The sequence below is a fragment of the Curvibacter sp. CHRR-16 genome (assembly GCF_018474005.1).
In the GTDB taxonomy this organism is placed as follows: Bacteria; Pseudomonadota; Gammaproteobacteria; order Burkholderiales; family Burkholderiaceae_C; genus Allorhodoferax.
In genome coordinates this window covers 675,897-702,463 of sequence record NZ_JAHCSH010000002.1, presented here as the reverse complement: position 1 = coordinate 702,463, position 26,567 = coordinate 675,897, and the positions used below count along the sequence as shown (strand labels likewise).

Below are 26,567 nucleotides of genomic sequence, written 5' to 3'. Positions count from 1 at the left end.
GCACCAACAATAGCAAACACCCAGAACTATCTGAACCCCACTTGGTACTGGCCAGTCCTGCGGGCATTGAGAGCACGACCACAGGCAGCACGCACCAGCACAGTAATGAGCACCATGCCATCACCGCAGGGGGGCATGTGAGTGTGTCTACGGCTAAGAGTTGGCTCTTGAGTGCTAAGGAGGCTATCAAGCTGTTTGCGTACAAGGCGGGGATCAAGCTGGTCAGCGCCAAAGAAGACATAGACATCCAAGCGCTGCAAAAGAGCGTGAACCTCTTGGCCAAGATGGACATCAGCGTCACCGGCAACGTCATCACCTTGACTGCGGGTGACAAGCTCACCATCAACGGCGCTGGCAGCCAAACGGTGTGGAGCGCAGCGGGCATCCACAGCACCACGGCGGGTAGTCACATGGCCTATGCGGGCAACCATGATCAGCCTAAGGGCAAGACGCAGGCGGTGAGTTTGCCTAGCTTGCCGTTTGTGCCCGAGAACCTGCCCAAGCAGTACAGCGCACGGCTGAACTTGGCTGCCGCCTTGGGGTTGGATGCCAATACACGCCAAGTTGAGGTATCCGCGCCAGTGAGAGCCTACAACGCAGCAGGGGAGTTGATTGCTGCAGGTGGGCTGGATGCCAAAGGCAATACGCCCACTATTTTTGCGAACAAAGCAGAGAAGCTGCGCATCGTCGTGGGCGATGGCAAGTGGAGCAAAACACAGGACACGCAGCACGGTTGAACTGAGCACTTCAGCATCAACGCACGCCCATATGCACCTACACGCAAGAGGTATTAAAAATGACTTCAGCCACTGAAACAGAAGACACCACGACGCAAGCCACGGCAAGCATTGAGACCACTCTGCAATTTATTGGTTTGGATGGTTTGCCCATTGAAGGGCTGACTATTCGCAGCACGGTTGACGGAAAAACTGAAATTCATAAAACAGATGCCCAAGGTTTCGCCCCTGCATTGCAGGCCGAAGCTGGTGCGGATGTGCAAATCGAAGTGCAGCGCATCGATGGCAGTTACAAACTCATAGACCAGTGCAAAGCACCTGCAACACCCAGTAATTGGACATACACCAGCCCAGCCATGGTGTTTGAAGTGACTGCCGAATTGCACCAAGGCCAACCCGGCAATGCACAGAGTTTGCTGCCCCAATGGAGTGAGGCCGATTTGGGTGTTTTGGAGTTGGCGAAACCAGACTCCACTGAACCACCCCAAACAGAGCCACCTGTTAGCGAGGCCTACCGCCAAGAGGGGCACAACCACCCCGAGCAAAAAGTCCAAGCTCAACCAAAGCCACAAGCCACAGCGAGCAACACCAGCCAGACCAAGCAACTCAGTACGAAGCAACAACCAGACCCAGCTCGTGCAGCGCCAGCCAAGACAGGTGCAAAGGCCCCCATCGAAACCGGTCGGGACGCCAAGGGCAATCCACTGATGGTGTACACAGAGAAAGTGAAAAATTGGTGGGGGAGCTGGTCATTCCCGTGGCCTACCGCAGCGCATGCCCAGCCCACGACAAACCAAGCCGTGTCAAGCAAACCAGTCGCCTACGTGGGAGAAATGCAAAAGCAAGTGCAGGCATTGATAGACACGGCTACAGCCTTGACCGGGCGCATTATCGATATTGGCTCAGATGCCTACCTAAGCCAAGCCAAAAATGGAACCAAGACGTTGGAGGATTTCAGCGCCAAACCATCCAAAGATTCACTATCTTGGTGCTACAAGTACGTCAAAATCGCCTTGGTTCAAAGCAATGTGACAGCCAAAGCGCCCGCCGGAGAGAGTGCCAGCACAGCAGGGCCAGAGCTTGTGAATGAGAAACTTGGCTTTAGCGATGTCACTGCCCAAGTGCCAGATGCTCGTTGGGCTGCGGCAGGGGATGTGATCGTCTACCGCTGGACAGAGGCCACCTGGCAAAAGCGCAACATCAAAGAAGCCACCAAGCAACTAGCCAGTGCCAAGGCAGATGTTGGAAAGACTGAAAAGCAAGCACTTGCAGCCGCGAAGGCTGCGCAGCAGGCACAAGACGCGGCTAACAAAAACCCCAGTGACACCAAAGCCAAAGCAGCAGCTGCCAAAGCAAAGGCAGCGGCTGACAAAGCCAAAGCCAAAGCCGAAGCAGCCCCAGCGAAAGTGAAGTCTGCAAGCGAAGCGCTGGAAAACGCCAAGGAAGGCAAAGGCGATAAGGTCATACCCAATCACGGGCATATCGAAATACGCAGCTATGATGGGTATATCAGTGACTATATTCATGTGGCTTGCAATGCGAAGGAATATGACGCGCCACGGATATACAGAAAGGTATTTGATCCCATGCCTACTGTGTATATAAAGGCGCTGCTGCACTGTCTGCGTGAATATGAGTGCACAGATATTAAGGATGAAGATCGTTACAGTCGGTTGAATTACCCATTACCATCCAATCCACAGTCATTCACTTTTAATAGCTATAAGAAGCATCCATGGGCTGATGTGGAATCAAAGCCTGCTGCCATTAAGGAGGGGAAAGCATCCACTGCCGCGGGTGCATATCAGATTACTGTTGGAACGTGGCAGGATATATTTGATAGATATTGGGGTTATATTCCTGGCAACGCCTTCACTTCACTAATGCAAGATATTTTGGCTGTCGCAATTATTGAGGATGTTGATAAAGAAATAAAAGGTAGAACTCTTAATCTTATAAGAGCAGGCAAAGTGGAAGATGCTGTCCCTGTGTTGGCAACAAAATGGGTAAGCTTGCCAGGTGGTTCGCAAAATGCCCATCGCAAAGTCAATGGTAAGCCTATGAATATGGATTATTTCAGGTCTATATATAGTCAATTTTTAGCGGAAGAGAAAACCAAGGCAGGAGTGAAGTGATGAAGCGTTTGTTTTTTATGTTTGTGGCTATGGGTGTTTTGCTTTCGAATGCGATGGCAGCAGGTATGACACCTGAGCAAAAGGAAGTATTAAAATTTATACAGAAAATGTATTCGTATTCAGCGAATACATTTGAGTATGGTTATTTTGGTGGAAAATTCAATCCTAAAGAGCACTGTAAATTCCTGGATAAATTTTTTGTTAATGAGTTAATAACCCCAGCATCAGGAACACAAAGTTGTGATGCTCCTAACATTCGCTATCCTGAGGCAGGATCAGAGGATTTAAGTATGAATAGGAATGCAGGCGAATTACCGCAACCCACAATTGGTGTTCCTATAATTGATGGTGATAAAGCCACCATTCGGGTGGAAACGAAAGAATATGGAGCGATTCTTTATTTCTTAACAAAAACCAAAAATGGATGGCGTATTGAAAATGCTCTTGTTAACGGTTTCCCGAGGTTGCCTAGAGATCTTTGTGATGGTCGCAATCTACAACTCCCGCGTGCCAGATTTATTGAAGACCCCACTCCAGAGCAATTGAAAAAAATTCCCGTATGCCCGCGTGAGTATTAATGCGGCACCGCGGTTCTATCGCCCTGTAGCGCTTATGGAATAAGCTAGTGAAGCTATCAAATTCATAGCAAATGAGTGCTGCCCTAGCTATCCAATTCCAGTCCCTTGCAATTTCCTACAGCAGCTTGGGCCACTTGGCAGCACAACACAAAGCACAAGATGACGGTGACAGCAAAGACCAAGGACAAGTAGCCAAAGCACTGCAAGCGCAGAACGAGGCTATCAAGGGAACACAGGGTAAAGACAGCACCAACAATAGCAAACACCCAGAACTATCTGAGCCGCACTTGGTACTGGCCAGTCCTGCGGGGATAGAGAGCACCAGCACAGCAATGAGCACCATGCCATCACCGCTGGTGGCCATGTGAGTGTGTCTACGGCCAAGAGTTGGTTAGTGAGTGCTAAGGAGGCTATCAAGCTGTTTGCGTACAAGGCGGGGATCAAGCTGGTCAGCGCCAAAGAAGACATAGACATCCAAGCGCTGCAAAAGAGCGTGAACCTCTTGGCCAAGATGGACATCAGCGTCACCGGCAACGTCATCACCTTGACTGCGGGTGACAAGCTCACCATCAACGGCGCTGGCAGCCAAACGGTGTGGAGCGCAGCGGGCATCCACAGCACCACGGCGGGCAGTCACATGGCCTATGCCAGCAACCATGATCAGCCTAAGGGCAAGACGCAGGCGGTGAGTTTGCCTAGCTTGCCGTTGCACGAACCTGCCAGCCAGTACCACACCGCGCTGGATGCAGGGGCTTTGGTTGCAACCGATCCGCAGCTAGAAAAAGCCACTTACGAAGTCTGGAGCAACGATCCGCAGCCCAAGTTGCTAACCCAAGGCCAACTCAACTCCGTAGGGCACTCTGACTGGTTGCGCACGCAAAAACCACTCGAAGTCAAATTCATCGTGGGTGATGGCGATTGGGATGAGGTAACCCACATCCAAGAAACCGACCAAGACAATTGAACACAGGAGAACGCAACATGAGCGCAATCTGGGAAGACTTCCTCAAAGTGATTGATCAGTGGCTGCCCCACCGCGACCCCACCCCCGGCAAAGTGATGGTCACTTTTCTGAACCGCTACCTACAAGGCGTGGGCGGCTCCAAGTGCGTTTAGTCGTCGATGCAAACTCCGCATTCGAGCCGAGTCGCCGTACACGCATGTGCAAGGCCTTCAAGTAAATCAGCCTGTAGAGCTTATGGAATAAGCTGGTGCAGCTATTAAATTGATAGCAGATCCAGCAATTCCACCGCGGCGCGATTCAGCCCAGCAAGGGCTGGAGGTATTTCCCCGTAAAGCTGCCCTTTGTCTGCGCCACTGCCTCGGGTGTGCCCATGGCCACCACTTGGCCGCCGCCCGATCCGCCTTCGGGGCCGATGTCGATGATCCAGTCGGCGGTTTTGATCACGTCCAAGTTGTGCTCGATGATGACGATGGTGTTGCCCGCATCGCGCAGTTGGTGCAGCACCTTGAGCAAAAGCGCCACATCGGCAAAGTGCAGGCCGGTGGTGGGCTCGTCCAGTATGTACAGCGTGCGCCCCGTGTCGCGCTTAGAGAGTTCCAGCGCCAGCTTCACGCGCTGGGCCTCGCCGCCCGACAGCGTGGTGGCTGCCTGCCCCAAGCGGATGTAGGACAGCCCCACGTCCAGCAGCGTTTGCAGCTTGCGGGCGATGGTGGGCACAGCGTCAAAAAAGGTAGCGGCCTCGGCCACCGTCATGTCCAGCATTTGGGCGATGTTGCGGCCTTTGTACAGCACCTCCAGTGTCTCGCGGTTGTAGCGCAGGCCGTGGCACACATCGCACGGCACGTACACGTCGGGCAGAAAGTGCATCTCCACCTTCACCATGCCATCGCCTTGGCAGGCCTCGCAGCGCCCACCGGGCACGTTGAACGAAAAGCGCCCCGGCCCGTAGCCGCGTTCGCGGGCGGTGGGCACTTCGGCCAGCAGCTCGCGGATGTGGGTGAACAAACCCGTGTACGTGGCCGGGTTGGAGCGCGGCGTGCGCCCAATGGGCGACTGGTCCACGTTGATCACCTTGTCAAAGTGCTCCAGCCCTTCGATGGTTTCGTGCGCCGCAGGCTCCTCGTGGGCGCGGTACAGGTGGCGCGCCACGGCGGTGTACAGCGTGTCGTTCACCAGGGTCGATTTGCCCGAGCCCGACACCCCGGTCACGCAGGTGAGCAAACCCACCGGAAAGTCCACCGATACGTGGCGCAGGTTGTTGCCGCTGGCACCCACCACGCGCAGCGCCTGCAGGCCGCGTGCAGCGGCGCTGTCTGGTGCGGGAGCCGTGGATGGCGTGCTGGTGGAGGCCTTGGCGCGTGCGGTGTCGCTCGGGGTATCAGGGGGCGTGGCCTCCACGCGGGCATGGGCCAAGTGGCCCCAGGCGCTGCCTGCCTCTTTGGTCACGCCAGCCAAGTCGCTGGCGGGTTTGCGGCCACGCTTGGCAGGGGTGGGTTTAGGGGTTGCCTCAGCGGCAGGTGCTACCGCCTTGGCAGGCAGCCAGGGCGTGCGCCGAGCGGGCACCTCAATGCGCAAGCGGCCCGACAGGTACTGCCCCGTCACCGACGTGGCGTGCGCTGCCACGGCTGCAAAGTCGCCCTGCGCCATCACCTGGCCGCCGTGCACACCCGCTCCCGGTCCCATGTCCACGATGTGGTCGGCCGCCTTCATCATGTCCTCGTCGTGCTCCACCACCAGCACGCTGTTGCCCAGGTCGCGCAGGTGCTGCAGCGTGGCAATCAAGCGGTCGTTGTCGCGTTGGTGCAGGCCAATGCTGGGCTCGTCCAGCACGTACATCACCCCCGTCAGGCCGCTGCCAATCTGGCTGGCCAAGCGGATGCGCTGTGCCTCGCCACCCGACAGGGTGTCCGCGCTGCGGTCCAGGCTCAGGTAGTTCAGCCCCACGTCGTTGAGGAACTGCAGGCGGGTGCGGATCTCGTGCACGATCTTGGCGGCAATCTCGGCCCGCGCCCCATGCAACTGCAGGCTGCCAAAGTAGGCCAGCAAACTGTCCAGCGTGCTGTGGCTGATGGCGTGGATGCTGCGCTGCTGCGCCCCTTCGCCCACGAACACGTGGCAGGCCTCGCGGCGCAAGCGCGCCCCCGCGCAAGCCGGGCAGGGGCGGGTGCTGCGCAGGCGCGCCAGTTCTTCGCGCACCGTGGCCGAGTCCGTCTCGCGGTAGCGGCGTTGCAGGTTGGGGATGACGCCTTCAAACGGGTGCTCTTTGGTGATCTTGCGCCCCTTGCTGTTGCCCGATTCGATGATGTACTGGAACGCAATCACCTCCTCGCCCGAGCCGTACAGCATGACTTGGCGCGCCCGCTCGGGCAGCTGCTCCCACGGCGTTTCGGGGTTAAAGCCCAGGTGCTTGGCCACGCACTCCACCAAGGAGAAGTAGTAGCTGTTGCGTTTATCCCAACCCTTGATGGCCCCCGAGGCCAAGCTGATGCTGGGAAACGCCACCACCCGCTCGGGGGCAAAGTAGTCCTCCACACCCAGCCCATCGCAACTGGGGCAAGCGCCCACGGGCGAGTTGAAGGAGAACAGGCGCGGCTCCAGCTCGGGCACGCTGTAGTGGCAGTGCGGACAGGCAAAGCGGGCGTTGAACAGGTGTTCCTTCTCGCTGGGCAGCTCCAGCGCGATGGCGCGGCCATCGGCGATGCGCAGCGCGGCCTCAAAGCTCTCGGCCAAGCGCTGCTGCACATCGGCGCGCACCTTCAGGCGGTCCACCACCACGTCGATGTCGTGTTTTTCGGTCTTTTTGAGCGTGGGCAACGCATCGGCCTCCACCATCTGCCCATTGATGCGAAAGCGCACATAGCCCTGGCCCTGCATCTGCTCCAGCAGGTCGTGGAATTCGCCTTTCTTGTCCCGTGCAATGGGGGCCAGCACCATGATGCGCGTCTCTTCGGGCAAGGACAGCACGGCGTCCACCATCTGGCTCACGGTCTGCGCTTGCAGCGGCAGGCTGTGGTCGGGGCAGTGCGGCACTCCGGCGCGGGCAAACAGCAGGCGCAGGTAGTCGTGTATCTCAGTCACCGTGCCCACGGTGGAGCGCGGGTTGTGGCTGGTGGCTTTTTGCTCGATGCTGATGGCGGGCGACAAGCCCTCGATCACGTCCACATCGGGCTTGTCCATCATTTGCAAGAACTGCCGCGCGTAGGTGGACAGGCTCTCCACATAGCGGCGCTGGCCTTCGGCATACAGCGTGTCAAACGCCAAGCTCGATTTGCCCGAACCCGACAAGCCGGTAATGACTACCAGCTGGTTGCGGGGGATGTCCAGGTCAATGTTTTTCAGGTTGTGGGTGCGCGCGCCACGCACGCTGATGTGCGTGTGTTGGAGGGCGCGGCCCAGGTACTGGCCATCGTCGGGCAAGGCAGGTTTCACAGTGGGGCTCCAGCGAGTAACCCACCATGATAGTTAAACCTACACCAAAAGCGAATCTTGGCCTGTATAGCGCATAAGCGGGGCACTTGGTGTGTCGTTGATGCGCGTCAATCTGCAGCCCCCCGGATTTAAGGATGATCGACCTGCACTGTATGAATGAAATAGGAGTTCAGTATGTTTGTCCGCAGAGAAGATTTCCGCATCGTTCCCGCCAATTTTGTGTTGACCAATGGCCACAATCTTCTCCGCATCGTTTGCGGGTTGTTCATGTTCCCGCATGCGTTTGGTAAGTTCACGGCAGCAGGGCTTAACCCTGCCATTGTGGGTTTCTTCGCCAAAGCCGGTTTTCAGCCGCCTGAGCTGTGGCTGGTGTTGGCTGCCGCTGCCGAGTTGGGGACAGGCGCAGCCTTGGTGCTGGGAATTTGCACGCGCTGGGCTGCACTGGGGGCCGCCGCAGTCATGGCCATGGCGGTGTATGCCTTGCAGGTGGTCAAGGGCTTTGGCTGGACGTGGAATACCGGGGGCTACGAGTACCCTGTTTTTTGGGGCTTGACCGCACTGTCCATAGCGCTGGTGGAGTTCAAGCGCCTCCAAAAATCGCAGTAAACCAAACCGTGGCGGCGGGAGTCGCAATCTAAGGAACAATGTAGGGTTTGCATTCCACAGGTTTAGCAGGTTGTATGCAGTTGTCACAGACGCAAGAAGCCCTACTCAGCGACTCCAGTTCCCACCGCATGACGCCCGCAGAGCGCCGTGCGTCACTCACCTTGGCCCTGATTTTTGCCCTGCGCATGTTGGGCCTGTTCATCGTGCTGCCCGTGTTCGCCTTGGAAGCACGCAAATACCCCGGCGGCGACGATGTTGCCCGCGTGGGCTTGGCCATGGGCATCTATGGCCTCACGCAGGCTTTGCTGCAAATTCCTTTTGGCATTGCCGCAGACCGCTTTGGCCGCAAGCCGGTCATTTATGCTGGGTTATCGGTATTTGTGCTGGGCAGTACCTTGGCTGCACTGGCTACCAGTTTGGATGGCTTGATTCTGGGGCGCGCTTTGCAGGGGGCAGGCGCTATTTCGGCGGCCGTCACGGCTTTGCTGGCCGACCAAACGCGCGACGCGGTGCGCACCAAAGCCATGGCGGTGGTGGGGGGCAGCATAGGGCTGGTGTTCGCGCTGTCCTTGGTGCTCTCGCCTGTGCTCAATAGTTGGTGGGGCTTGCATGGCTTGTTTGCCATGACGGCCACGCTGGCCTTGGCAGGCATGGCCGTGGTGCGCTGGGTGGTGCCTGCAGAACCAATCCGCCACGCTACGGGGGCACCCAGTCCTGGTGCGGCCTTGCTGCAGGTGCTGCGCAACCCCGCATTGCTGCGTTTGAATGGTGGCGTCATGGTCTTGCACGCGGTGCAGCTAGCCATGTGGATGGCCGTGCCCGCCATGCTGGTGCAGGCAGGCTTGCCCAAAGCCCAGCACTGGCAGGTCTACCTGCCCACCGTGCTGCTGTCTTTTGTGCTGATGGGGGCCAGCCTGTTCCGCTTGGAGCGCAAGGGCTATCTGCGCGCGGTCTTTCTGGTGGCCATAGGCATGGTGGCTTTGGTGCAACTGGGCCTGTGCCTGAGTGTGTCCAGTGCGCACAGCGCCTCGTTGGCTTGGCTGGGAACACTCATGTTTGTGTTTTTCTGCGGCTTTAACGTGCTGGAAGCCAGCCAGCCCAGTTTGGTATCCCGCTTGGCCCCCCCAGCCGTGCGGGGCACGGCCATGGGCGTGTACAACACCTTGCAATCGCTGGGCTTCTTCATCGGCGGGGCCGTCGGCGGGTGGGTGGTGCAACGCCACGGCGCACAGGTCTTGTTTGCGCTCGGCACGCTGGCTATGCTGCTGTGGTTGGCTGTGGCTTGGGGCATGCAGACCCCTGCTGCGCGCAGCGGCACGGCCTTACACTAGCCCCCTTATTTGGAGTAGATACCTATGGCGTCCGTCAATAAAGTCATACTGATCGGCAACTGTGGCCGTGATCCCGAAATTCGCTACATGCCCTCTGGCCAAGCGGTTGCCAACGTCAGCATCGCCACCACCAGCCGCCGCAAAGACCGCAACAGCGGCGAAACCGTGGAAGACACCCAGTGGCACCGCGTCACGTTTTATGACCGTTTGGCAGAGATTGCAGGTGAATACGTGAAAAAAGGCCGCCCCGTGTACGTGGAAGGCCGCCTCAAATACGGCAAATACACCGACCAAAGCGGCCAAGAGCGCAACACGGTGGACATCATCGCCACCGAACTGCAGTTGCTCGGTGGCCGCGAAGGCATGGGCGCACCATCTGACATGGACGATGGCTCCGCCGCTCCCGCCCCCCGCCGTGCACCAGCCGCAGCGGCTCCCCGCGCGCCCGCAGCAGCCCCCGCCCGCCAAGCCCCGGCTCCCCGCCCCGCTAGCGGCTTTGACGACATGGACGACGACATTCCGTTCTGATCTGTTTTTTCGCTTTTCTGGTTTTTTGCATGACTACTGCCGTACACACCTCGTCCTTGTCTTTGCCGCTGCTGGCGCGTGGCAAGGTGCGTGACAACTATGCCGTTGGAGAGGATCGCATCCTCATGGTCGCCAGCGACCGCCTGTCCGCTTTTGACGTCATCATGGGCGAGCCCATCCCCGGCAAGGGCGCTTTGTTGACCCAAATGGCCCTGTTCTGGTTCGACAAACTCGGCCCCAATGGCGCCAACATTTGCCCCAACCACCTGACTGGTGATGCCCCAGAAAGCGCGGTCACCGCTGCCGAGTTGCCCCAAGTGCAAGGCCGCTCCATGCTGGTCAAGCGCCTCAAGCCCGTACCCATCGAGGCCGTGGTGCGTGGCTATTTGGCAGGCAGTGGCTGGAAGGAATACCAAGAGAACGGCGCGGTCTGCGGCGTGCAGTTGCCCGCAGGTTTGCAAAACGCCTCCAAGCTGCCCGAGCCCATCTACACCCCCGCTGCCAAGGCCGCTGTGGGCGAGCACGATGAAAACATCACCTTCGAGCGCAGCGCCGAGATGGTGGGCCCCGAGCTGGCCGCCCAAATCCGCGACATCAGCATTGCGCTGTACAAGGCCGCTGCCGAGTTTGCGCTGACCAAGGGCATCATCATTGCCGACACCAAGTTTGAATTTGGTATCGATCAAGACGGCACCCTGACGCTGATGGACGAGGTGCTGACGCCCGACTCCAGTCGCTACTGGCCGCTGGAAAGCTACCAAGTGGGTTCCAACCCCCCCAGCTACGACAAGCAGTTTGTGCGCGACTGGCTGGAGCAAGTGCGCATCGACGGCAAGCCCTGGGACAAAACCCCACCCGCACCACGCGTGCCGCAGGACGTGATCGCCAAAACCGCCGCCAAGTACCAAGAGGCGCTCACACGCCTGACGGCTTGAGCGGGAACGTGATCGGGAGCGGGGTGCAGCCTATGGGCGGCGTGCAGCACGTGGCACCAGGGTCGGCAGCCCCGCACTGGGGCTTGCCAATAGCCCTGCTGGTGTGTGTGGCGCTGCTCTCTGGCTGCTCCGTGTTGTCCTTGGGGCAGTCGGCCAACCCGGCTCCCGTGCTGGGGCCCTCCTCGGCCCCCGTTCCGCCGGCAGGATCGACCTCTGCGCCCGCAGTACCCGCTGCGTCATCCACGCCTTCAGCCCCTGCTTCTGCGCCCCTCTCCGCGGCCGAGCGTGCCCAGCAATTTGCCCGCTGGGTTGATGCGTTTCGCAGCAGTGCCCGTGCAGCAGGCATTGGCGAGGCCACGCTGCACGCCGCCTTGGACACCGTGCGCTACCTACCTCAGGTGGTGCAGGCCGACAAGGTGCAGCCCGAATTCAGCCGCCCCGTGTGGGACTACTTGGACAGCGCCGTCTCCGCCCAACGGGTGGCGCGTGGCCAAGACAAGCTGCGCCAGCTCAGCGCTGTGCTGGGCCCCATTGCCACCCGCTATGGGGTGCCTGCCGAGGTGCTGGTGGCCATTTGGGGGGTGGAAAGCAGTTTTGGCACCTACACGGGCGATATCCCCACCATCGACGCACTGGCCACGCTGGGCTTTGAGGGGCGGCGCGAAGCGTGGGCACGCAGCCAGCTCATGGCTGCGCTCACCATCGTGCAAAACGGCGATATTGACCGCTCCCACATGCTGGGTTCGTGGGCTGGAGCCATGGGGCAAACCCAGTTTTTGCCCACCGTCTACGTGGCCCACGCCGTGGACGCCGATGGTGACGGGCGGCGCGATATTTGGGGCAGCATCCCCGACGTGATGGCCTCCACCGCCAACTTCATCGCCCACTCGGGCTGGAAGGCCGACCAAGTGTGGGGCCTTGAGGTGCGCTTGCCCGCAGGCTTTGATTACGCCAGCACCGACACCCGCTTGTCCAGCGAGCAGTGGGCCGACAAAGGGGTGAGCGCCATGGATGGCAAGCAACTGCCCGCATTGGCCGATGCCACCATCTTGCTGCCCGCTGGCGCACGCGGCCCGGCCTTTTTGATTGGCAACAACTTCCGCACCATCCTGCGCTACAACAACGCCACCAGCTACGCGCTGGCCATCAGCCTGCTGGCCCAGCGCTTGGCCAATGGCCCCGCTGTGCAAGCCGCTTGGCCGCGCGATCAGCAGCCGCTCTCGCGTAGCCAAGTGCTGGCCCTGCAGCAAGCGCTCAACGCCCAAGGCTTTGACTGCGGCACCCCCGATGGCATAGCAGGCGCTGCCACCCGCAGCTGCATCCGCCGCTACCAAAGCAGCCAAGGCCTGGCCGCCGATGGCTTTGCCACATTGGAGTTGCTGCAGCGCTTGTAGTGAACGCTGGAGTCGGAGCATGGTTGGTATGTCACATCCAGCTACTACCACCCAGTGTGCACTGCGTCCAACAATGGGTCTCCCATAACAACACGAGGAGATGCCATGTCTGGCAAAAAAATTTTGATGATTTGTGGCGACTACTGTGAGGACTATGAAACCATGGTGCCCTTCCAAGCCTTGCTTGCGGTGGGGCATACGGTGCATGCGGTGTGCCCCAACAAGGCGATGGGCGAGCACATCAAAACCGCCATTCACGACTTTGAGGGAGCGCAGACCTACAGCGAAAAACCAGGGCACAACTTTGTCCTGAATGCCAGCTTTGCGGACGTTAAAGCCGAGCACTACGATGCATTGGTATTGCCCGGTGGCCGTGGCCCTGAATACTTGCGCACCAATCCTACGGTGGTCACCATGGTGCAGCACTTCTTTGCAGCCAACAAACCAGTGGCGGCCATTTGCCATGCAGCACAGTTGTTGGCCGGGGCAGGGGTACTCAAGGGTCGGCGTTGTTCAGCCTATCCGGCTTGTCAAGCGGAGGTTGAGCTGGCCGGAGGGGTGTATGCCGATATTGCAGTAGATAGTGCTGTGACCGATGGCAACTTGGTTTCTGCGCCTGCATGGCCGGCACACCCAGCGTGGATTGCCCAGTTCTTGGCCGTGTTGGGCACACGTATTTCCCATTGACACCCTATGGGGGGCTGCCCACCATGGTGGTGGACTTTGGAGGGAGATGGATATGTGCCAAGTCTTTATCAGTGCAGACCCCCGTTTGTACGAAAGTCGCTCCCGTTCTGTGCGCTTGCATGGGGTGGTGACCAGTATCAAGCTTGAAAATCTGTTTTGGCAGGTGCTGCAAGAAATCGCCACACGCGACAGCATGAGTGTGCCCCAGCTATGCACCAAACTGTATGACGAGTTGGTGGAAGAATGTGGCGAGGTGGAGAACTTCGCTTCTTTCTTGCGCGTCAGTTGTGGCCGTTACATGGCGCTTCAGCTCAGTGGCGGCATACCGATTGATGTCGGTGTTTCCATTGCGAGCCTCAATGTGCAACAAGTGCTGGCCACGGAGCGCATGGGGAAAACGCATGCCGTGTTGACTCACAAGGCCATGGCTTAATTCGACACGATCACGGTTGCTTGCACACCAGGGCCACCGCCATCCCCAGCATGGTCAGCCCCACCAGCGCGTCTAGGTATAGCCATGCTTTCGGTTTGGCAAACACGGGCGCTAGCTGGCCTGCGCCATAGCCCAGCAAGGCGAACCACAAGGCGCTGCCCAAGCTGCCACCCGCCACAAACCACCCGCGCATGGCAGCGGGGTGTTGCGCGCCTAGGCTGCCCACCAGCACCACGGTATCCAAGTACACATGCGGGTTGAGCAGCGTGAAGGCGGCAGCCTGTGCCAGCACCACGGCGCGGCTGGCAGGCGCAGGGTCTGCCGCAGCCTGCAAGGCCTGGGGCTGGCGGGCACGGTGTAGGGCACGGTTTAGGGCGCGCAGCCCGTAGACAGCCAAGAACAGCGCACCACCCCAGCCCAGCAGTCGGGTGAGCTGAGGCTGCTCGCCCAGCAACTGGGCCATTCCCAGCACACCTGCGCTCATGAGCAATGCATCACCCACCATGCAAAACAGCACCACGCTGCCCACGTGTTCGCGGCGCAGGCCTTGGCGCAGCACAAAGGCGTTTTGCGCGCCAATGGCCACGATCAATCCCAAACTCAAGGCCATGCCTTGCCCCATGGTGCTCAGTGCTGTCCAGCTTGTTGTGTCATTCATGGTGCGTAGCTTGCCGCGCTAGACAAATAAAGACAAACTATCTTTTCTGTTTCTACTTTAGGAAAACTTCAGTGCAGTTGGATTACGAGTCTTTGTTTGCATTGGCTGCCGTGGTGCGCGAAGGCAGCTTTGAGCGGGCGGCGCGCAGCCTGCATGTCACGCCATCGGCTATATCGCAGCGCATTCGCCTGCTGGAAGAGCGCGTGGGCGCTGCGTTGGTGGTGCGTGCCCAGCCTTGCCGCGCGACCGACATGGGCCGCCGCCTGTGCCAGCACGCCGACCGGGTGCGCCTGCTGGAGCAAGACTTGCAGCAGGCGCTGCCAGCGCTCCATGCGGACGAAGCCGTGCGCGTGACCCTGCACGTAGCGGTGAATGCCGACAGCCTATCCACCTGGTTGGCTCCTGCATTGGCCAGCTACGCCGCGCAAGCCCCGGTGCTGCTGGACGTGGCAGTAGACGACCAAGACCACACTGCCACCTGGCTGCGCCAAGGCACGGTGCTGGCGGCAGTCAGCAGCCAGTCGCGCCCCATGGCGGGCTGCAACGCGGTGCGGCTGGGGGCCATGCGCTACCGTGCCGCCGCCAGCCCGGCCTTTGTGGGGCGTTACTTTGCCACTGGGGTGGGGGCTGGCACGCTGGCACGTGCGCCCAGCTTGGTGTTCAACACCAAAGACGAACTGCAAGCGCGCTGGGTGCAGCGCCTGTGCCACCGCCATGTGGAGTTGCCGCACCACACGCTGCCATCGCCCCAGGCCTTTGCCACGGCCTCACTGGCAGGCATGGGCTGGGGCATGCATGTGGAGGAGTTCATCGCCCCTTATCTGGCCGATGGCAGCTTGGTCGAGCTGGTGCCCGATACCGCGCTGGATGTGCCCCTGTACTGGCAACAAACCCGCGCCGCTTCGGCCGTGCTGCAGGAGCTGTCAGCGCACATTGTGGCGGCGGCCAAACGCAGCTTGGTGCAATGAAAAGGACATGAGCATGATCACCAATACCTTCACCGGCCAATGCCAATGCGGTCACGTGCACTACAGCGTGCAGGGTGAAGCCGCAACCTTGTTTGTGTGCCACTGCACCGAGTGCCAGCGCCAATCGGTCAGTGCCTTTGGCATGGCCTTGTGGATCAAGCACCCCAGTGTTCAGCTGCACACAGGTGCAGTGCAGGAGTGGGTGCGCGTCACCCCATCAGGGCGGCAGATGGCGTGCCGCTTTTGCCCAGTGTGCGGCACACGCTTGTTCCACCAGTTGCTAGGGCAAACCGAGTTCATGAGCATCAAACCTGGCACGCTGAGCGAAACCAGTACCTTGCAACCCGTGGCCCATGTGTGGACGGCAAGTAAGCAAGGGTGGGTAGAGATACCGCCGCAGGCGTTGCAGTACGAAGGCAACCCGCCTGCCATGGGTGTGCTGTTGGAGGCGTGGCAGCAGGCGCACCCACGGTAGGTGGGCAGCCTGCAGCTGTCACTTAATTGAGCGCCATGCTCAGCTTGCGGCGGTAGGTGGATACCAACTGCGCTTGCGGGTCTTCTTCCACCACGGCGCGGCCCAGCACTTCGATGCCGCCAGCGCTCTTGCCAACTTCGTTGGCTTGGGCTTTGGGCTTGGGCGGGGTCAGTAGTTCCAAGATGGCGACCATGGTGCGGCGGGGCAGGGCGTCGTTCCAGGCTTTGTCGCGCATGATGATTTCCAGCAACTCGTCCATGGCCTGTGTCCAGTGGCCGGCCACCCACAGCAGGCGGGCTTTGGCGAGGCGGGTGTCAAAGTCGCGCTTGTTGGCGGCAATGGCGGCGTCAAACTCCTCGGGCGACCAGTTTGAACGCGGGTCTTGCTGCACGGCCTGGATGGCGTCTATGTACAAACCCAGCGCTTCAAAGCGCAGTTGTTTGGGGATTTCGACCAGCTTGGGCTGCAGCGCGATTTGGGCTTCTTGCAGTTCGCCCAGTTCCATCAGCAGGCGCACGTAGTCGTAGCGGGCGTCGTCGTTGGCGGGGTTCAGTTGCAGGGCTTCTTGCAGCTTGGCCAGCGCGGCATCGGTGTCGCCAGCGGCGGCCAGTGCTTGGGCTTCGTCGGCGTCGCTGTCAGCGGCCAGTTCGTCGGCCGATGGCAGGTGCTTGTCCAAAAAGGCCTTGAGCTGGCCTTCGGGTAGTGCCCCGGCAAAGCCATCCACGGGCTTGCCTTCCATCAGCAAGATGCAAGTGGGGATGCTGCGGATGCCAAAGGCTCCGGCCAGTTGCTGCTCTTGGTCGGAGTCGATTTTGACCAGCTTGAAGCGGCCAGCGTAGTCGGTTTCCAGCTTTTCCAGCAGGGGGCCAATGACCTTGCAGGGGCCGCACCAGGGGGCCCAGAAGTCCACCAGAACAGGTACCTCGAAAGAGGCTTGGATGACTTCGGCTTCAAAATTGTGGAGGGTGACGTTGATCATGGCCTATGCCTTTGGAAGGGCTAAACGTAAAATCGGGGACTATGCAAAAAAATATCCAAGTAGGCGTTGTCATGGGTTCCAGCTCTGACTGGGAGACCATGCAATACGCAGTCGCTATTCTCCAGCAGTTTGCCGTGCGCTTTGAGGCCAAGGTCATCTCGGCCCACCGCATGCCCGATGACATGTTCGCCTACGCGGAAAGTGCCGCCTCGCGCGGACTGCACGCCATCATCGCTGGAGCCGGTGGTGCGGCGCACTTGCCCGGCATGCTGGCGGCCAAAACCACGGTGCCCGTACTGGGTGTTCCTGTGCCCAGCAAGCACCTGAGCGGCGTGGATTCGCTGCACAGCATCGTGCAAATGCCCAAAGGCATCCCAGTGGCCACCTTCGCCATTGGCCCCGCGGGTGCGGCCAACGCGGCCTTGTTCGCGGTGGCCATGCTGGGCAACCACAACCCCGATTTCCGCTTGGAACTGCAAGCCTTCCGCGTGGACCAGACCGAAACCGCCCGCAACATGACCCTGCCCATCACGGGCAGCAATTTCTGATGGGCGCGACCAAAGCCAACAACGCGGCCAGCCAAGCCGCAGGCAGTGGTTTGGGCGGCAGCACCGAAATGACGCTGGGCGTGATGGGCGGTGGCCAGTTGGGCCGCATGTTCGCCCATGCTGCGCAGCAAATGGGTTTCTTCACCGCGGTGCTCGACCCCGATAACGGCAGCCCGGCTGGCCGCATCAGCCACCACCACGTGCACACCAGCTACACCGACCCGATGGGCCTGCAAGCGCTGGTCAACGTGTCGCACGCCATCACCACCGAGTTTGAGAACGTGCCGGCCGACTCGCTGGCCTGGCTGGCCCAGCACCGCTTGGTGGCTCCGCAGGCGTCTGCCGTGGCCATCGCCCAAGACCGCGCCGCCGAGAAAGCCCACTTTGTGCAATGCGGTGTGCCGTGCGCGCCGCACGCCGTCATCGAAACGCCCGAGCAATTAGCCGCAGTGGCCGGGGCATCGAGCGCCCCCTTGGGGGGCAGCGCAGTACACGCAGTGACAAGCGTGGGGGCTAACCTACTGCCCGGCATTTTGAAAACCGCCCGCATGGGTTACGACGGCAAAGGCCAGGTGCGCGTGCGCAATGCCGCCGAACTGGCCGCCGCGTGGGATCAACTGCAGCGCGTTCCCTGCGTGCTGGAAAAAATGCTGCCCTTGGCCAGCGAATGCTCCGTCATCGTCGCCCGCGGGGTGGACGGCACCATGGTCAATCTGCCTGTGCAGCGCAATCTGCACCGTGATGGCATTTTGGCGGTGACCGAGGTTTTTGAAGGAAATGTGCCCGCAGAGCTTGCTGGACGTGCTGTGAATGCTGCAAAAAGCATAGCAGAGGGTTTGGGTTATGTAGGGGTGTTGTGCGTCGAGTTTTTCGTGCTCGACCCGACCCATCCCGATGCGCAAGCCTTAGGCGGCTTGGTGGTGAACGAAATGGCCCCGCGCCCGCACAACAGCGGCCACTACAGCATGGACGCCTGCGATGTGTCGCAGTTCCACCTGCAGGTGCGCACGCTGGCCCAGTTGCCCTTGGTGCAGCCGCGCTTGCACAGCCCGGCCATCATGCTCAACCTGCTGGGGGATATCTGGCCCAACGAAGGGCGTGACGGTGGTGTGCCCGCGTGGGACAAAGTGTTGGCTTTGCCCGGCACGCACTTGCACCTGTACGGCAAGTTGCAGGCCAAGAAGGGCCGCAAGATGGGCCACCTCAACATCACCGGGGCCAGTGTGGAGCAGGTGCGCAGCGTGGCCTTGCAAGCGGCGGCTATTTTGGGCATTGCGCCGTTCTGAGCATGATTGTTTCCACCGCGCCAGCGCAACTGGCCACCAGTTTGGATTTGGCCGCCGCTGCACTGCGCAGCGGTGCATTGCTGGGCTTGCCCACCGAGACGGTGTATGGCTTGGCGGCCGATGCCGACCAGCCGCAGGCTGTGGCGCAGATATTCAGCAGCAAAGGCCGTCCAGCAGACCACCCGCTCATTGTTCACGTGGCAGCGCTGGATGGCGGCCACAGCGGGGTGGACCATTACTGCGAGCGCGTGCCCGACTTTGCCCGAGCCCTTATGGATGCCTTCTGGCCCGGCCCGCTCACCCTGATTTTGCCGCGCCGCGCTGGCGTGGCCGATGCGGCGGCTGGCGGCCAAGCCAGTGTGGGCGTGCGCTGTCCGGCGCACCCCGTGGCCATGGCTTTGCTGGAGCGCTTGCGCCAACCCGCTTCGCCCGAAGTAGGCGGTGCCACCCAGATCGTGTGGGGGCTGGCCGCCCCCAGTGCCAACCGCTTTGGCCGCGTCAGCCCCACCACAGCGGCGCATGTGGCCAGCGAGTTGGGCGATCGCCTGTTGGTGCTCGATGGTGGCGCGTGCGATGTGGGCATTGAGTCCACCATCATCGATTGCACGCGCGGTGAACCCGTGCTGCTGCGTCCCGGAGCCATCACGCCAGAGCAAGTCTTGCAAGCCTGTGGGCGCAAATTGCTATCCAATCAGGAGCTAGACCAGCAGCAGGGACGGGCGTTGCAGCCCAGTTTGGCTGCACCCAAGGCCTCGGGCACGTTGGAATCGCACTACGCACCACGCGCCACAGTGCGCTTGATGGACGCCCAGCAACTGGCGCAGGCGCTGGACATGTTGCAGCACGGCAAACCCACCAAAACCGCCCCAGACCAGCCTGCGCGCATCGCCCTGTACCACCGCAGCCCGCTCAAATTTCCTGCCGCCTTGGTTAGCAGCTACCGCATGCCCAGCAGTGCTGCAGCCGCAGCCCATGAGTTGTTTGCACGCTTGCGCGCGATGGACGATACGGGCGTAGGCTTGATTTGGGTAGAGGCCCCTCCTGCTGGCAGCGACTGGGATGGGGTGCGCGATAGGCTACAAAGAGCCGCTGCCTAAGCCCAGTTTCGTTATAAAGGGTTCGTTCATTGGTAATATGCCCGCCACCATGACCAACCACGCCTCCCCCGAGACAGATGTGCTCGGTTATTTGCAAGCCGGACAAGCCGCTCTGTGGGAGTGGGACTTTTCGCAGCAAGCTTTCACCCATATGCTGGGTATGGACAGTGTGCTGGGCTACGGTGGTGTGGGTGACTCTGCGGCGTTAATGGATATGGCCGATTTACTGCACCCAGCCGACATGGTGCCCTTGCAAATGGCCCTAGAGGCGGCCATGGAGCAACCGCGCCAGATATTCAGTGTGGATGTGCGTATCAAACACGCCAGCATGGGGTACTGCTGGTTCCATGTCCAAGGCATGCTCACCAAGTCCGACCCGAATTTGGCCAAACCATCGCACGCCAAGGGCTTGTTGCACAACATCCAAGAGCGCAAGTTGCTGGAAATCGCCCAGCAAGTAGGGGAAGAGCGCTGGCAGTTGGTGCTCTCCAGTGTGGGGGATGGCATTTGGGATTTGCATGTTCCTGCCAAAAAACTCTATTTGAGCAACAGTTTGCTGGCCATGTACGGCTATGCACCGGGTGATTTGGAGGTGCACAACCTCTTGCTCGACGAGCTCACCCACCCCGACGATTTGCCGACCGTTTATGCCCATGTGAACAGTGCCTTGTCTGAGGGCGGGAGCACCTTCAGTGTCGAGCGCCGCATGCGCTGCAAAGACGGGAGCTGGAAGTGGGTCATGTCCCGTGGCGCAGTAGTCAGCCGCGATGCGCAAGGCAAACCACTGCGTTTGTTGGGGACGCACACCGACATCACACAACGAAAAAAAGCCGAAGAAACGATACGCCAGCAGGCGCTCTACGACAGCCTGACAGGCTTGCCCAACCGCCGCATGCTGCGCGAGCGCATCGAATACGAAATCGATCGCTGCCAGCGTGTGGACAAGGGTTTTGCCGTCCTGTTTATCGACTTGGACCGTTTCAAGGAAGTCAACGACACCTTGGGGCATGACAGCGGCGACACCCTGTTGGTGCAAGCGGCGCAGCGCCTGCGCAACCATATGCGCGCCAGTGATACCGTGGCCCGCATGGGGGGCGATGAGTTCACGATTTTGCTCACCGATTTGTACGAACAAGAGGATATCAAGCCCTTGCTCGATAGCTTGCTCAAACACTTGGAGTCGGTGTACGAGTTGGCTGGTGAGCAGGCCTACGTATCTGCCAGTATCGGCGTGGCTGTTTTCCCCGGTGATGGTTTGAGTGCTGAAACCCTGTACAAACATGCCGATGAGGCTTTGTACGTGGCCAAATCCAAGGGCCGCAACCAGTACTGCTTTTTCACGCCGGACATGCACCAAGAAGCCATGCGCCGCAGCCGCCTGACCCAAGATCTGCGTGTGGCTTTGCAAGAGGATCAGTTCAAGCTGGTGTACCAACCCATCGTGGATTTGCGAAGTGGTGTGGTGCACAAGGTGGAGGCCTTGCTGCGCTGGCAGCATCCGCAGTTGGGTTTTGTGAGCCCGGCCGACTTTGTGCCCTTGGCCGAGAGCACTGGGCGCATTGTGGAGATTGGCAATTGGGTATTTGAGCAAGCGGCAGACCAAGCGCTGCGCTGGCGCTCCCACTTCCAGCCGGATTTCCAGATCAGTATCAACTGCTCCCCAGTGCAGTTCTATTCGCGCTTTGGCACCACGGCTTTGTGGTTGGAGCGCTTGGGCGAATTGGGCTTGCCCGGGCAGGCCATTGTGGTGGAGATTACCGAGGGCATGCTGTTGGACAACCACGACGGCGTGCACCAGCAGTTGCTGGCTTGGGGCGAAGCCGGTGTGCAAGTGGCGCTCGATGACTTTGGCACCGGCTACTCTTCGCTGTCGTACTTGCAGAAGTTCGATATCGACTTCATCAAAATCGACCAAAGCTTTGTGCGCAACCTGCAGCCTGGTTCGACCCAAATGGTGCTGTGCCGCGCCATGATCACCATGGCCCATGCGCTGGGTTTGCAAGTGGTGGCCGAAGGGGTGGAGACGGCCGAGCAGTGCCGCCTGCTCATGGAGGCGGGCTGCGATTACGCGCAGGGCTATTACTTTGCCCGCCCCATGGACGACATGGTGCTGGAGCTGTGGCTGCGCGAGTGGGATCAAGACCCGCGCTTGCCCGGCGTGCAAGAAGTGCTCAACACTCCCGCACTCAACGCTCCCGCATAACCCACTCGATCAAAGCCTCCACCGCAGGCCGTGCTTGTCCGGCCTGTGGGTGGTTCACCAGCACTACCACCACATAGCGCTCGCCACTGGCCCCCAACACGTAGCCTGCGCGTGCCAATACATTGTTCAAGCTGCCGGTTTTCAGGTGGGCGCTGCCCACACTGCTGGCGCTGGTGCGGCGCATGGTGCCGTCTTGGCCTTGCACGGGCAGGGATGCCATCAGTTCGGGCATGGTGGGGCTGCGGTAGGCCTTGTGCAGCAGCAAGGCCATGGCTGCCGCGCTGATGCGCTCATTGCGCGATAGCCCGCTGCCGTTGTCCACCAAGGGGTCTTGCGTTTGCCCTTGGGGATCTACCCGCTGGTGCCACCAGTCCAACAGGTTTTGGCGTGCGTTGTCCCATGTGACGGGGCTGGGCGCGATGGCTGCGTTGCTGGCATTGCTGTTTTTGCGCTGCAAAGCCAGACTCAAGAACACCTGCTGCGCCATCACGTTGTTGCTGAACTTGTTGATGTCGCGCACGATTTCGCTCAGCGGTGGCGATGCGTGCACCAAGGCTGGCGGCTGGGCCAGCAGCGCGGCTGGCACGCTACCCCAGCGCACTTGGCCTGTCACGCTGCCACCCATGCTGCTCCACAACCCAGCCAGCGCGCGCGGCGCGTAGTCGTTAGGGCTGGCGTAGGCCACGGGCCATGTTCTCTCACCACAGACTGCGGGGTAGCTGCCGCGCCAGCGTATGCGCAGCGGGTCGCTCCAGTCAGCTTGCAGGCTGCTGCGGTAGTCGCCGCAGTCGCGGGCGCTGGTGTTCAATGGCACGCTGGCGGGCATGTCCACCCCTGCCAGTGGCGGGTCGTATTGCACGCTGGCCACTGCGCTACCCGTGCCTCCTACTGGGGGTCGAAACGTAATGGCCAAGCTGTGAAAGTTGACCAGCAGCGCGCTGGGTGCCACGTTGTAGGGCCGCAGTGGTTCACCATCGAAGCTGCCGGGATCCCGCTCGGGCAGGGCAAACGCACTGTGGTCGAGCACCACATCGCCTTGTATTTGGCGTATGCCCAAGCCTTGCACCTTGCGCAGCAGCAACCACAGTTGTTCTAGCACCAGCTTGGGGTCGCCTTGGCCTTGGATGTAGAGGTTGCCTTGCAGCGTGCCGTTGCGCACCGGGCCATCCACATAAACGGGCGTGCTCCAGTTGAACGCTGGGCCCAGTTGATCCAGAGCCGCCCAAGTCGTGAGTAGCTTCATGGTGGAGGCGGGGTTCATGGATACGTCTGCACGCCACTGCAGGCGTGGGGCACCTGCTGTGGCGTTGCTGTCCAAAGGCTGCACCACCACGGACAGGGCCTCACTGGGGATGCGGGCTTGCGCCAGCGCTTGCTGCACAGCAGGCGGCAGCCCGCTGGTAGATGCTTGGACGGTAGAGGGCGCTAACCACAAGCAGGTGGTACAGGCAATCCAGAGGGCGTGAAATAAGGGGGGGCGCATGGCTGTCATTATGGGCGTGCAAGCTGCCGCGATAATCGGGGGATGCATCGTAATTCCGCCCCTTCTGCCGCATGGCTGGCCTTGGACACAGGTACCGAGCAACTCAGTGTGGCCGTGTGCAATGCGGCAGGCACCGTGCACGCCTACCAAGGGGCAGGTGCGGCCCAATCGTCCGTGGATTTGATTCCCGCTGTGCAGCGCCTCATGGGGGATGCGGGCCTGGTGTGGACGCAGTTGCAGGGCATTGCTTTTGGTATGGGGCCGGGTTCGTTCACGGGGCTGCGCACCGCCTGTTCGGTGGCGCAAGGTTTGGCATTGGGGGCTGGCTTGTCTGTGCTTCCAGTGGACTCGTTGTTGGCGGTGGCCGAAGACGCGCGCCAGCAAGCCGCCCCGGATTTGCACGAGCTAGAGGTATGGTCTTTGCTCGACGCCCGCATGGACGAAATGTATGCCGCCCGCTACCGCTATGCGCAGGGGCGGTGGTCTGTGTTGCAGCCCAGTAGGTTGATGCGTCCTGCCCAGTGGCTGGAGGCCGAGGCAAGCAGTGCAGCAAGCACGGTGCCGCTGCTGTTGGCGGGCAATGTGTGGACCGTCTACAGCGCGCAATTGCCCGTGGAGGCCTTGCCACAGGGCTCGGTGGTGCAGGCCATGCCAACGGCCACCGCCATGCTGCGCTTGGCCCCCGCCTTGTGGGCCCAGGGTTTGGCCGTGCCGCCCGAAGACGCTTTGCCCCTGTATGTGCGCGACAAAGTAGCCCAAACCACGGCTGAGCGTGCTGCTGCTAAAGCGGCGCAAGCCCTTGTTGGAGATGTGGCGTGATGGAGGCTGTGCCAACCACCACGTCCTTGCTGCCCCCCACGGGGCTGGACTTGTTTCTAACCCCCGTGCTGCAAGCCGATGTTGCCGCCGTGGCGGCGCTGGAGCAGCAGGCATATGCCCACCCTTGGAGCGCACAAGATTTTGAAGCCAGCCTCGAGCATGGCTACCACCTGCAATTGCTGCGCAATGGGCACAAACAGTTGCTGGGTTACTACGTGGCCTTTCGCGTGTTGGACGAAGCGCATTTGCTCAACGTGGCTGTGCTGCCTGCGTGCCAAGGGCGCGGCTTGGGTGCGTATTTGATGGCCGCCATGCACCTGTGGGCCACCAGTGAAACCGCCCAGTGCGTCTGGTTGGAGGTGCGTGCGGGCAATGGCCGCGCACGCCAGCTCTACCAACGCTTGGGCTATCGTGAGGTAGGCCAGCGCAAGGGCTACTACCCGGCCGAGCAGGGCGTGCGGGAAGACGCTATCGTGATGCGCTTGGACTTGCGCACTGCGCACGAGGAGCGCGTCTGATGTGGCCTTGGGACGAACGCCAGCAGGCCATGCTGGAAGAAATGGGCATACGCCTGTGGCACCCCAGCGATGCAGATGCCAACCTGCCTGCACCCACTGAAAACCCAGCACCACCGGCTCCCCCGGCCCCCCGGCCTGTGGCGCAAACGCCTGCACCAAGCCCCGTTGTCAGTGCCCCTGTGCCTGCGCCTGCTGCGGGCGTGGCCGATGCGCTGGTGCAGTCTGCAGCCCAATGCACTGCATGCACTTTGTGCAAAGGCCGGCGCAACTCCACCCTGCAAGCACTGCCTGTGCAGCCCCAGCATTGGTTGGTGGTGGGTGACCCACCCGATGAAGCCGAAGACGCCGCAGGCAGCCCCTTTGTGGGCGATGCGGGCTTGCTGCTGGACAACATGCTCAAGGCCGTGGGCGCTAGCCGCAGCGGTGCGGGTGCTGCAGGTGCGCGCGTGGTCAATGTCGTGCGTTGTCGTCCCCCCGTGGGCCAGTTGCCCAGTCCGGCCGACATGGCCCAGTGTCGCCTGCATCTGGATGCCGAAATCGCCCACGTACAGCCCCGCGTCATCGTGGCGCTGGGGCGCTTTGCGGCACAAAGCCTGCTGGCTACAGAAACCCCGCACTTGGTCCATGCCCCGCCGGGCAAATTGCGCGGCCAAGTGTTTCGTTACGGCGGCATCCCGCTGGTGGTGAGTTACCACCCCAAGATGCTGCTGCGCAATAGCGCCGACAAGGCGCAGGCTTGGGCCGACTGGTGTCTGGCCTGGGACGCTCTGGAGAATTCTTAATGTCTACTGCTTCTACAGCGCATGCCAAGGCGCTGTCGTCCCTTATCGTTGCCTGTTTGCTGGTTACTTGGCTGGTATGGGGTTCCACCTATACGGCCATCAAATTCATGCTGGAGGGCTTCCCCCCCTTGTTTGGTTCGGCCACACGCTTTTTGGCTGCGGGCTCCTTGCTCTTGGTGTGGGTGCGCTGGCGTGGTGATGCATGGCCCACGCTGCGCCAGTGGGGCAGTGCAGTGGTTATCGGTACGCTCATGATGGGCGGCGGTATGGGGCTGACGGCGGTAGCGCAAACCAGCGTTGGCTCGGGTTTGGTGGTGGCCTTTATTGCCGTGGTGCCCATGATGATTGCGCTCATCAACCAGTGCTTTGGTGTGCGCACCAGTGCGCTGGAGTGGGCGTCAATTGCGGTCGGTTTGGGCGGTGTGCTGTTGTTGACCCAAGGCAATGGCTTTCAGGCCTCGCCGCAGGGTTTGCTGGCCATCACGCTGGCATGCTTGGGCTGGGCGCTGGGCAGTGTGCTGAGCCAACGTGGGCTGGAGTTGGCCCCCGGTGCTATGGGCTTTGCCAGCGAAATGCTGGCTGGGGGGCTGGTGCTGTGGGCTATCTCGTGGTTTGTGGGCGAGCGGCCCACGCTTTCTACCGAGCCAACGGTGTGGGTGGCGTGGGCCTATTTGGTGGTGTTTGGTTCGCTGTTGGCGTTCAGCGCCTACATGGTGTTGCTGCAGCGCAGCAGTTCTGCATTGGCTTCTAGCTACACCTTTGTGAACCCTGTTATTGCCATGCTGCTCGGTGTGGGGGTGCTGCACGAGCAGGTTTCTCCTCTGGAGTGGTCGGCTGTGGGCGTGGTGCTGCTGGGGGTAGTGCTGATGCTGTGGGCGGGTGTGCGCAAAAACCGTGCGTAGATGTATTCACGGAAAAAATTTATCAAATCAATCAAATAAATTAGTTTGATATTAGGGTTTTCTCTAAGATTCAGCCATCGAGTCGTTGAAAT

The 26,567-nt window shown here is 60.6% G+C and carries 27 protein-coding genes; 23 read left to right on the top strand and 4 right to left on the bottom strand.

Annotation, left to right across the window (positions count from 1 at the left end):
• The 6 genes from KIK84_RS06935 to KIK84_RS16800 form a co-directional block, all read left to right on the top strand.
• On the top strand, positions 1–737 hold a 737-nt coding region (locus tag KIK84_RS06935; protein WP_214122288.1), incomplete at its 5' end, for a DUF2345 domain-containing protein.
• Positions 738–796: 59 nt separating this feature from the next.
• A complete protein-coding gene (locus KIK84_RS06930) occupies positions 797–2,872 on the top strand; it encodes a hypothetical protein (RefSeq protein WP_214122287.1) in 2,076 nt (691 codons plus the stop codon).
• Entirely contained in the window at positions 2,872–3,450 is a 579-nt protein-coding gene (locus KIK84_RS06925) for a hypothetical protein (protein ID WP_214122286.1), read from the top strand. The genes KIK84_RS06930 and KIK84_RS06925 overlap by 1 nt, the downstream gene beginning before the upstream one ends.
• 71 nt (positions 3,451–3,521) lie before the next feature.
• The gene (locus KIK84_RS06920; RefSeq protein ID WP_214122285.1) at positions 3,522–3,818 is read left to right on the top strand and encodes a hypothetical protein; all 297 of its coding nucleotides are present in this window, start codon (positions 3,522–3,524) and stop codon (positions 3,816–3,818) included.
• The gene (locus tag KIK84_RS06915; RefSeq protein ID WP_349815911.1) at positions 3,797–4,414 is read left to right on the top strand and encodes a DUF2345 domain-containing protein; all 618 of its coding nucleotides are present in this window, start codon (positions 3,797–3,799) and stop codon (positions 4,412–4,414) included. Before KIK84_RS06920 ends, KIK84_RS06915 begins: the two co-directional genes overlap by 22 nt.
• A gap of 17 nt (positions 4,415–4,431) precedes the next feature.
• Positions 4,432–4,566 carry a hypothetical protein gene (locus tag KIK84_RS16800; RefSeq protein WP_284150468.1) on the top strand — a complete coding sequence of 45 codons (135 nt, stop codon included), beginning with the start codon at positions 4,432–4,434 and terminating at the stop codon, positions 4,564–4,566.
• A 145-nt stretch (positions 4,567–4,711) separates the two neighbouring features.
• On the opposite strand, the gene uvrA is transcribed toward KIK84_RS16800, so the two are convergent.
• Complete coding sequence (gene uvrA / locus KIK84_RS16565) at positions 4,712–7,843, bottom strand: excinuclease ABC subunit UvrA (protein WP_349815906.1); 3,132 nt, start codon at positions 7,841–7,843, stop codon at positions 4,712–4,714.
• Between the two features lie 174 nt (positions 7,844–8,017).
• Here uvrA and KIK84_RS06900 point away from each other — a divergent pair, with 174 nt between their 5' ends.
• From KIK84_RS06900 to KIK84_RS06870, 7 genes are all read left to right on the top strand, one after another.
• Positions 8,018–8,449, top strand: a complete 432-nt coding sequence (locus tag KIK84_RS06900; RefSeq protein ID WP_214122284.1) for a DoxX family protein — start codon at positions 8,018–8,020, stop codon at positions 8,447–8,449.
• Between the two features lie 128 nt (positions 8,450–8,577).
• Entirely contained in the window at positions 8,578–9,780 is a 1,203-nt protein-coding gene (locus tag KIK84_RS06895) for an MFS transporter (RefSeq protein WP_214122349.1), read from the top strand.
• A 24-nt stretch (positions 9,781–9,804) separates the two neighbouring features.
• Positions 9,805–10,308, top strand: coding sequence for a single-stranded DNA-binding protein (gene ssb, locus KIK84_RS06890; RefSeq protein WP_214122283.1), 504 nt, complete (start codon positions 9,805–9,807; stop codon positions 10,306–10,308).
• 29 nt (positions 10,309–10,337) lie between these two features.
• Complete coding sequence (locus KIK84_RS06885; protein ID WP_214122282.1) at positions 10,338–11,243, top strand: phosphoribosylaminoimidazolesuccinocarboxamide synthase; 906 nt, start codon at positions 10,338–10,340, stop codon at positions 11,241–11,243.
• On the top strand, positions 11,240–12,637 hold the full coding sequence (locus KIK84_RS06880; protein WP_250207786.1) for a lytic murein transglycosylase: 1,398 nt from the start codon (positions 11,240–11,242) through the stop codon (positions 12,635–12,637). The genes KIK84_RS06885 and KIK84_RS06880 overlap by 4 nt, the downstream gene beginning before the upstream one ends.
• A 105-nt stretch (positions 12,638–12,742) precedes the next feature.
• The gene (locus KIK84_RS06875; protein ID WP_214122281.1) at positions 12,743–13,324 is read left to right on the top strand and encodes a DJ-1/PfpI family protein; all 582 of its coding nucleotides are present in this window, start codon (positions 12,743–12,745) and stop codon (positions 13,322–13,324) included.
• Between the two features lie 52 nt (positions 13,325–13,376).
• Positions 13,377–13,757 carry a ribbon-helix-helix domain-containing protein gene (locus tag KIK84_RS06870; protein ID WP_214122280.1) on the top strand — a complete coding sequence of 127 codons (381 nt, stop codon included), beginning with the start codon at positions 13,377–13,379 and terminating at the stop codon, positions 13,755–13,757.
• Between the two features lie 10 nt (positions 13,758–13,767).
• Here the strand turns inward: KIK84_RS06870 and KIK84_RS06865 are convergent, their stop codons facing one another.
• The gene (locus tag KIK84_RS06865; RefSeq protein WP_214122279.1) at positions 13,768–14,415 is read right to left on the bottom strand and encodes a LysE/ArgO family amino acid transporter; all 648 of its coding nucleotides are present in this window, start codon (positions 14,413–14,415) and stop codon (positions 13,768–13,770) included.
• A 71-nt stretch (positions 14,416–14,486) separates the two neighbouring features.
• Here KIK84_RS06865 and KIK84_RS06860 point away from each other — a divergent pair, with 71 nt between their 5' ends.
• Together KIK84_RS06860 and KIK84_RS06855 are read left to right on the top strand one after the other, a co-directional pair.
• Complete coding sequence (locus KIK84_RS06860; protein WP_349815905.1) at positions 14,487–15,383, top strand: LysR family transcriptional regulator ArgP; 897 nt, start codon at positions 14,487–14,489, stop codon at positions 15,381–15,383.
• A gap of 13 nt (positions 15,384–15,396) precedes the next feature.
• The gene (locus tag KIK84_RS06855; RefSeq protein ID WP_214122278.1) at positions 15,397–15,858 is read left to right on the top strand and encodes a GFA family protein; all 462 of its coding nucleotides are present in this window, start codon (positions 15,397–15,399) and stop codon (positions 15,856–15,858) included.
• 22 nt (positions 15,859–15,880) lie between these two features.
• Here the strand turns inward: KIK84_RS06855 and trxA are convergent, their stop codons facing one another.
• A complete protein-coding gene (gene trxA / locus KIK84_RS06850; protein ID WP_214122277.1) occupies positions 15,881–16,837 on the bottom strand; it encodes a thioredoxin in 957 nt (318 codons plus the stop codon).
• Between the two features lie 41 nt (positions 16,838–16,878).
• On the opposite strand from trxA, the gene purE reads away from it, so the two are divergent.
• The 4 genes from purE (at position 16,879) to KIK84_RS06830 (ending at position 21,971) form a co-directional block, all read left to right on the top strand.
• A complete protein-coding gene (purE, locus tag KIK84_RS06845) occupies positions 16,879–17,385 on the top strand; it encodes a 5-(carboxyamino)imidazole ribonucleotide mutase (RefSeq protein ID WP_214122276.1) in 507 nt (168 codons plus the stop codon).
• A gap of 68 nt (positions 17,386–17,453) precedes the next feature.
• Entirely contained in the window at positions 17,454–18,671 is a 1,218-nt protein-coding gene (locus KIK84_RS06840; protein WP_214122346.1) for a 5-(carboxyamino)imidazole ribonucleotide synthase, read from the top strand.
• Positions 18,672–18,673: 2 nt separating this feature from the next.
• Positions 18,674–19,768, top strand: coding sequence for an L-threonylcarbamoyladenylate synthase (locus KIK84_RS06835; RefSeq protein WP_214122275.1), 1,095 nt, complete (start codon positions 18,674–18,676; stop codon positions 19,766–19,768).
• A 49-nt stretch (positions 19,769–19,817) separates the two neighbouring features.
• Positions 19,818–21,971, top strand: a complete 2,154-nt coding sequence (locus tag KIK84_RS06830) for a putative bifunctional diguanylate cyclase/phosphodiesterase (protein ID WP_214122274.1) — start codon at positions 19,818–19,820, stop codon at positions 21,969–21,971.
• Here KIK84_RS06830 and dacB read toward each other — a convergent pair.
• Positions 21,955–23,454, bottom strand: coding sequence for a D-alanyl-D-alanine carboxypeptidase/D-alanyl-D-alanine endopeptidase (gene dacB, locus KIK84_RS06825; protein WP_250207785.1), 1,500 nt, complete (start codon positions 23,452–23,454; stop codon positions 21,955–21,957). The genes KIK84_RS06830 and dacB overlap by 17 nt on opposite strands.
• Positions 23,455–23,496: 42 nt before the next feature.
• Here dacB and tsaB point away from each other — a divergent pair, with 42 nt between their 5' ends.
• Genes tsaB through yedA form a run of 4 tightly spaced genes read left to right on the top strand, consistent with a single transcriptional unit; the run spans position 23,497 to position 26,475 of the window.
• Positions 23,497–24,273 (top strand): tRNA (adenosine(37)-N6)-threonylcarbamoyltransferase complex dimerization subunit type 1 TsaB, encoded by a 777-nt coding sequence (gene tsaB, locus KIK84_RS06820; protein ID WP_214122272.1) that lies wholly within the window; start codon positions 23,497–23,499, stop codon positions 24,271–24,273.
• The gene (rimI, locus tag KIK84_RS06815; RefSeq protein ID WP_214122271.1) at positions 24,273–24,791 is read left to right on the top strand and encodes a ribosomal protein S18-alanine N-acetyltransferase; all 519 of its coding nucleotides are present in this window, start codon (positions 24,273–24,275) and stop codon (positions 24,789–24,791) included. The genes tsaB and rimI overlap by 1 nt, the downstream gene beginning before the upstream one ends.
• On the top strand, positions 24,791–25,573 hold the full coding sequence (locus KIK84_RS06810) for a uracil-DNA glycosylase (protein ID WP_214122270.1): 783 nt from the start codon (positions 24,791–24,793) through the stop codon (positions 25,571–25,573). Before rimI ends, KIK84_RS06810 begins: the two co-directional genes overlap by 1 nt.
• Complete coding sequence (yedA, locus tag KIK84_RS06805) at positions 25,573–26,475, top strand: drug/metabolite exporter YedA (protein ID WP_214122269.1); 903 nt, start codon at positions 25,573–25,575, stop codon at positions 26,473–26,475. The genes KIK84_RS06810 and yedA overlap by 1 nt, the downstream gene beginning before the upstream one ends.
• Positions 26,476–26,567 lie beyond the last annotated feature (92 nt).

Coding starts and splice junctions, on each gene's coding strand:
- ssb (WP_214122283.1), top strand. CDS start 9,805: ATGGCGTCCGTCAATAAAGTCATACTGATCGGCAACTGTGGCCGTGAT.
- KIK84_RS06870 (WP_214122280.1), top strand. CDS start 13,377: ATGTGCCAAGTCTTTATCAGTGCAGACCCCCGTTTGTACGAAAGTCGC.
- purE (WP_214122276.1), top strand. CDS start 16,879: ATGCAAAAAAATATCCAAGTAGGCGTTGTCATGGGTTCCAGCTCTGAC.
- rimI (WP_214122271.1), top strand. CDS start 24,273: ATGGAGGCTGTGCCAACCACCACGTCCTTGCTGCCCCCCACGGGGCTG.
- KIK84_RS06895 (WP_214122349.1), top strand. CDS start 8,578: ATGACGCCCGCAGAGCGCCGTGCGTCACTCACCTTGGCCCTGATTTTT.
- KIK84_RS06925 (WP_214122286.1), top strand. CDS start 2,872: ATGAAGCGTTTGTTTTTTATGTTTGTGGCTATGGGTGTTTTGCTTTCG.
- KIK84_RS06835 (WP_214122275.1), top strand. CDS start 18,674: ATGATTGTTTCCACCGCGCCAGCGCAACTGGCCACCAGTTTGGATTTG.
- KIK84_RS06930 (WP_214122287.1), top strand. CDS start 797: ATGACTTCAGCCACTGAAACAGAAGACACCACGACGCAAGCCACGGCA.
- KIK84_RS06900 (WP_214122284.1), top strand. CDS start 8,018: ATGTTTGTCCGCAGAGAAGATTTCCGCATCGTTCCCGCCAATTTTGTG.
- KIK84_RS06885 (WP_214122282.1), top strand. CDS start 10,338: ATGACTACTGCCGTACACACCTCGTCCTTGTCTTTGCCGCTGCTGGCG.
- KIK84_RS06830 (WP_214122274.1), top strand. CDS start 19,818: ATGACCAACCACGCCTCCCCCGAGACAGATGTGCTCGGTTATTTGCAA.
- tsaB (WP_214122272.1), top strand. CDS start 23,497: ATGCATCGTAATTCCGCCCCTTCTGCCGCATGGCTGGCCTTGGACACA.
- KIK84_RS06810 (WP_214122270.1), top strand. CDS start 24,791: ATGTGGCCTTGGGACGAACGCCAGCAGGCCATGCTGGAAGAAATGGGC.
- dacB (WP_250207785.1), bottom strand. CDS start 23,454: ATGCGCCCCCCCTTATTTCACGCCCTCTGGATTGCCTGTACCACCTGC.
- KIK84_RS06920 (WP_214122285.1), top strand. CDS start 3,522: ATGAGTGCTGCCCTAGCTATCCAATTCCAGTCCCTTGCAATTTCCTAC.
- KIK84_RS06840 (WP_214122346.1), top strand. CDS start 17,454: ATGACGCTGGGCGTGATGGGCGGTGGCCAGTTGGGCCGCATGTTCGCC.
- KIK84_RS16800 (WP_284150468.1), top strand. CDS start 4,432: ATGAGCGCAATCTGGGAAGACTTCCTCAAAGTGATTGATCAGTGGCTG.
- KIK84_RS06855 (WP_214122278.1), top strand. CDS start 15,397: ATGATCACCAATACCTTCACCGGCCAATGCCAATGCGGTCACGTGCAC.
- KIK84_RS06875 (WP_214122281.1), top strand. CDS start 12,743: ATGTCTGGCAAAAAAATTTTGATGATTTGTGGCGACTACTGTGAGGAC.
- KIK84_RS06865 (WP_214122279.1), bottom strand. CDS start 14,415: ATGAATGACACAACAAGCTGGACAGCACTGAGCACCATGGGGCAAGGC.
- trxA (WP_214122277.1), bottom strand. CDS start 16,837: ATGATCAACGTCACCCTCCACAATTTTGAAGCCGAAGTCATCCAAGCC.
- yedA (WP_214122269.1), top strand. CDS start 25,573: ATGTCTACTGCTTCTACAGCGCATGCCAAGGCGCTGTCGTCCCTTATC.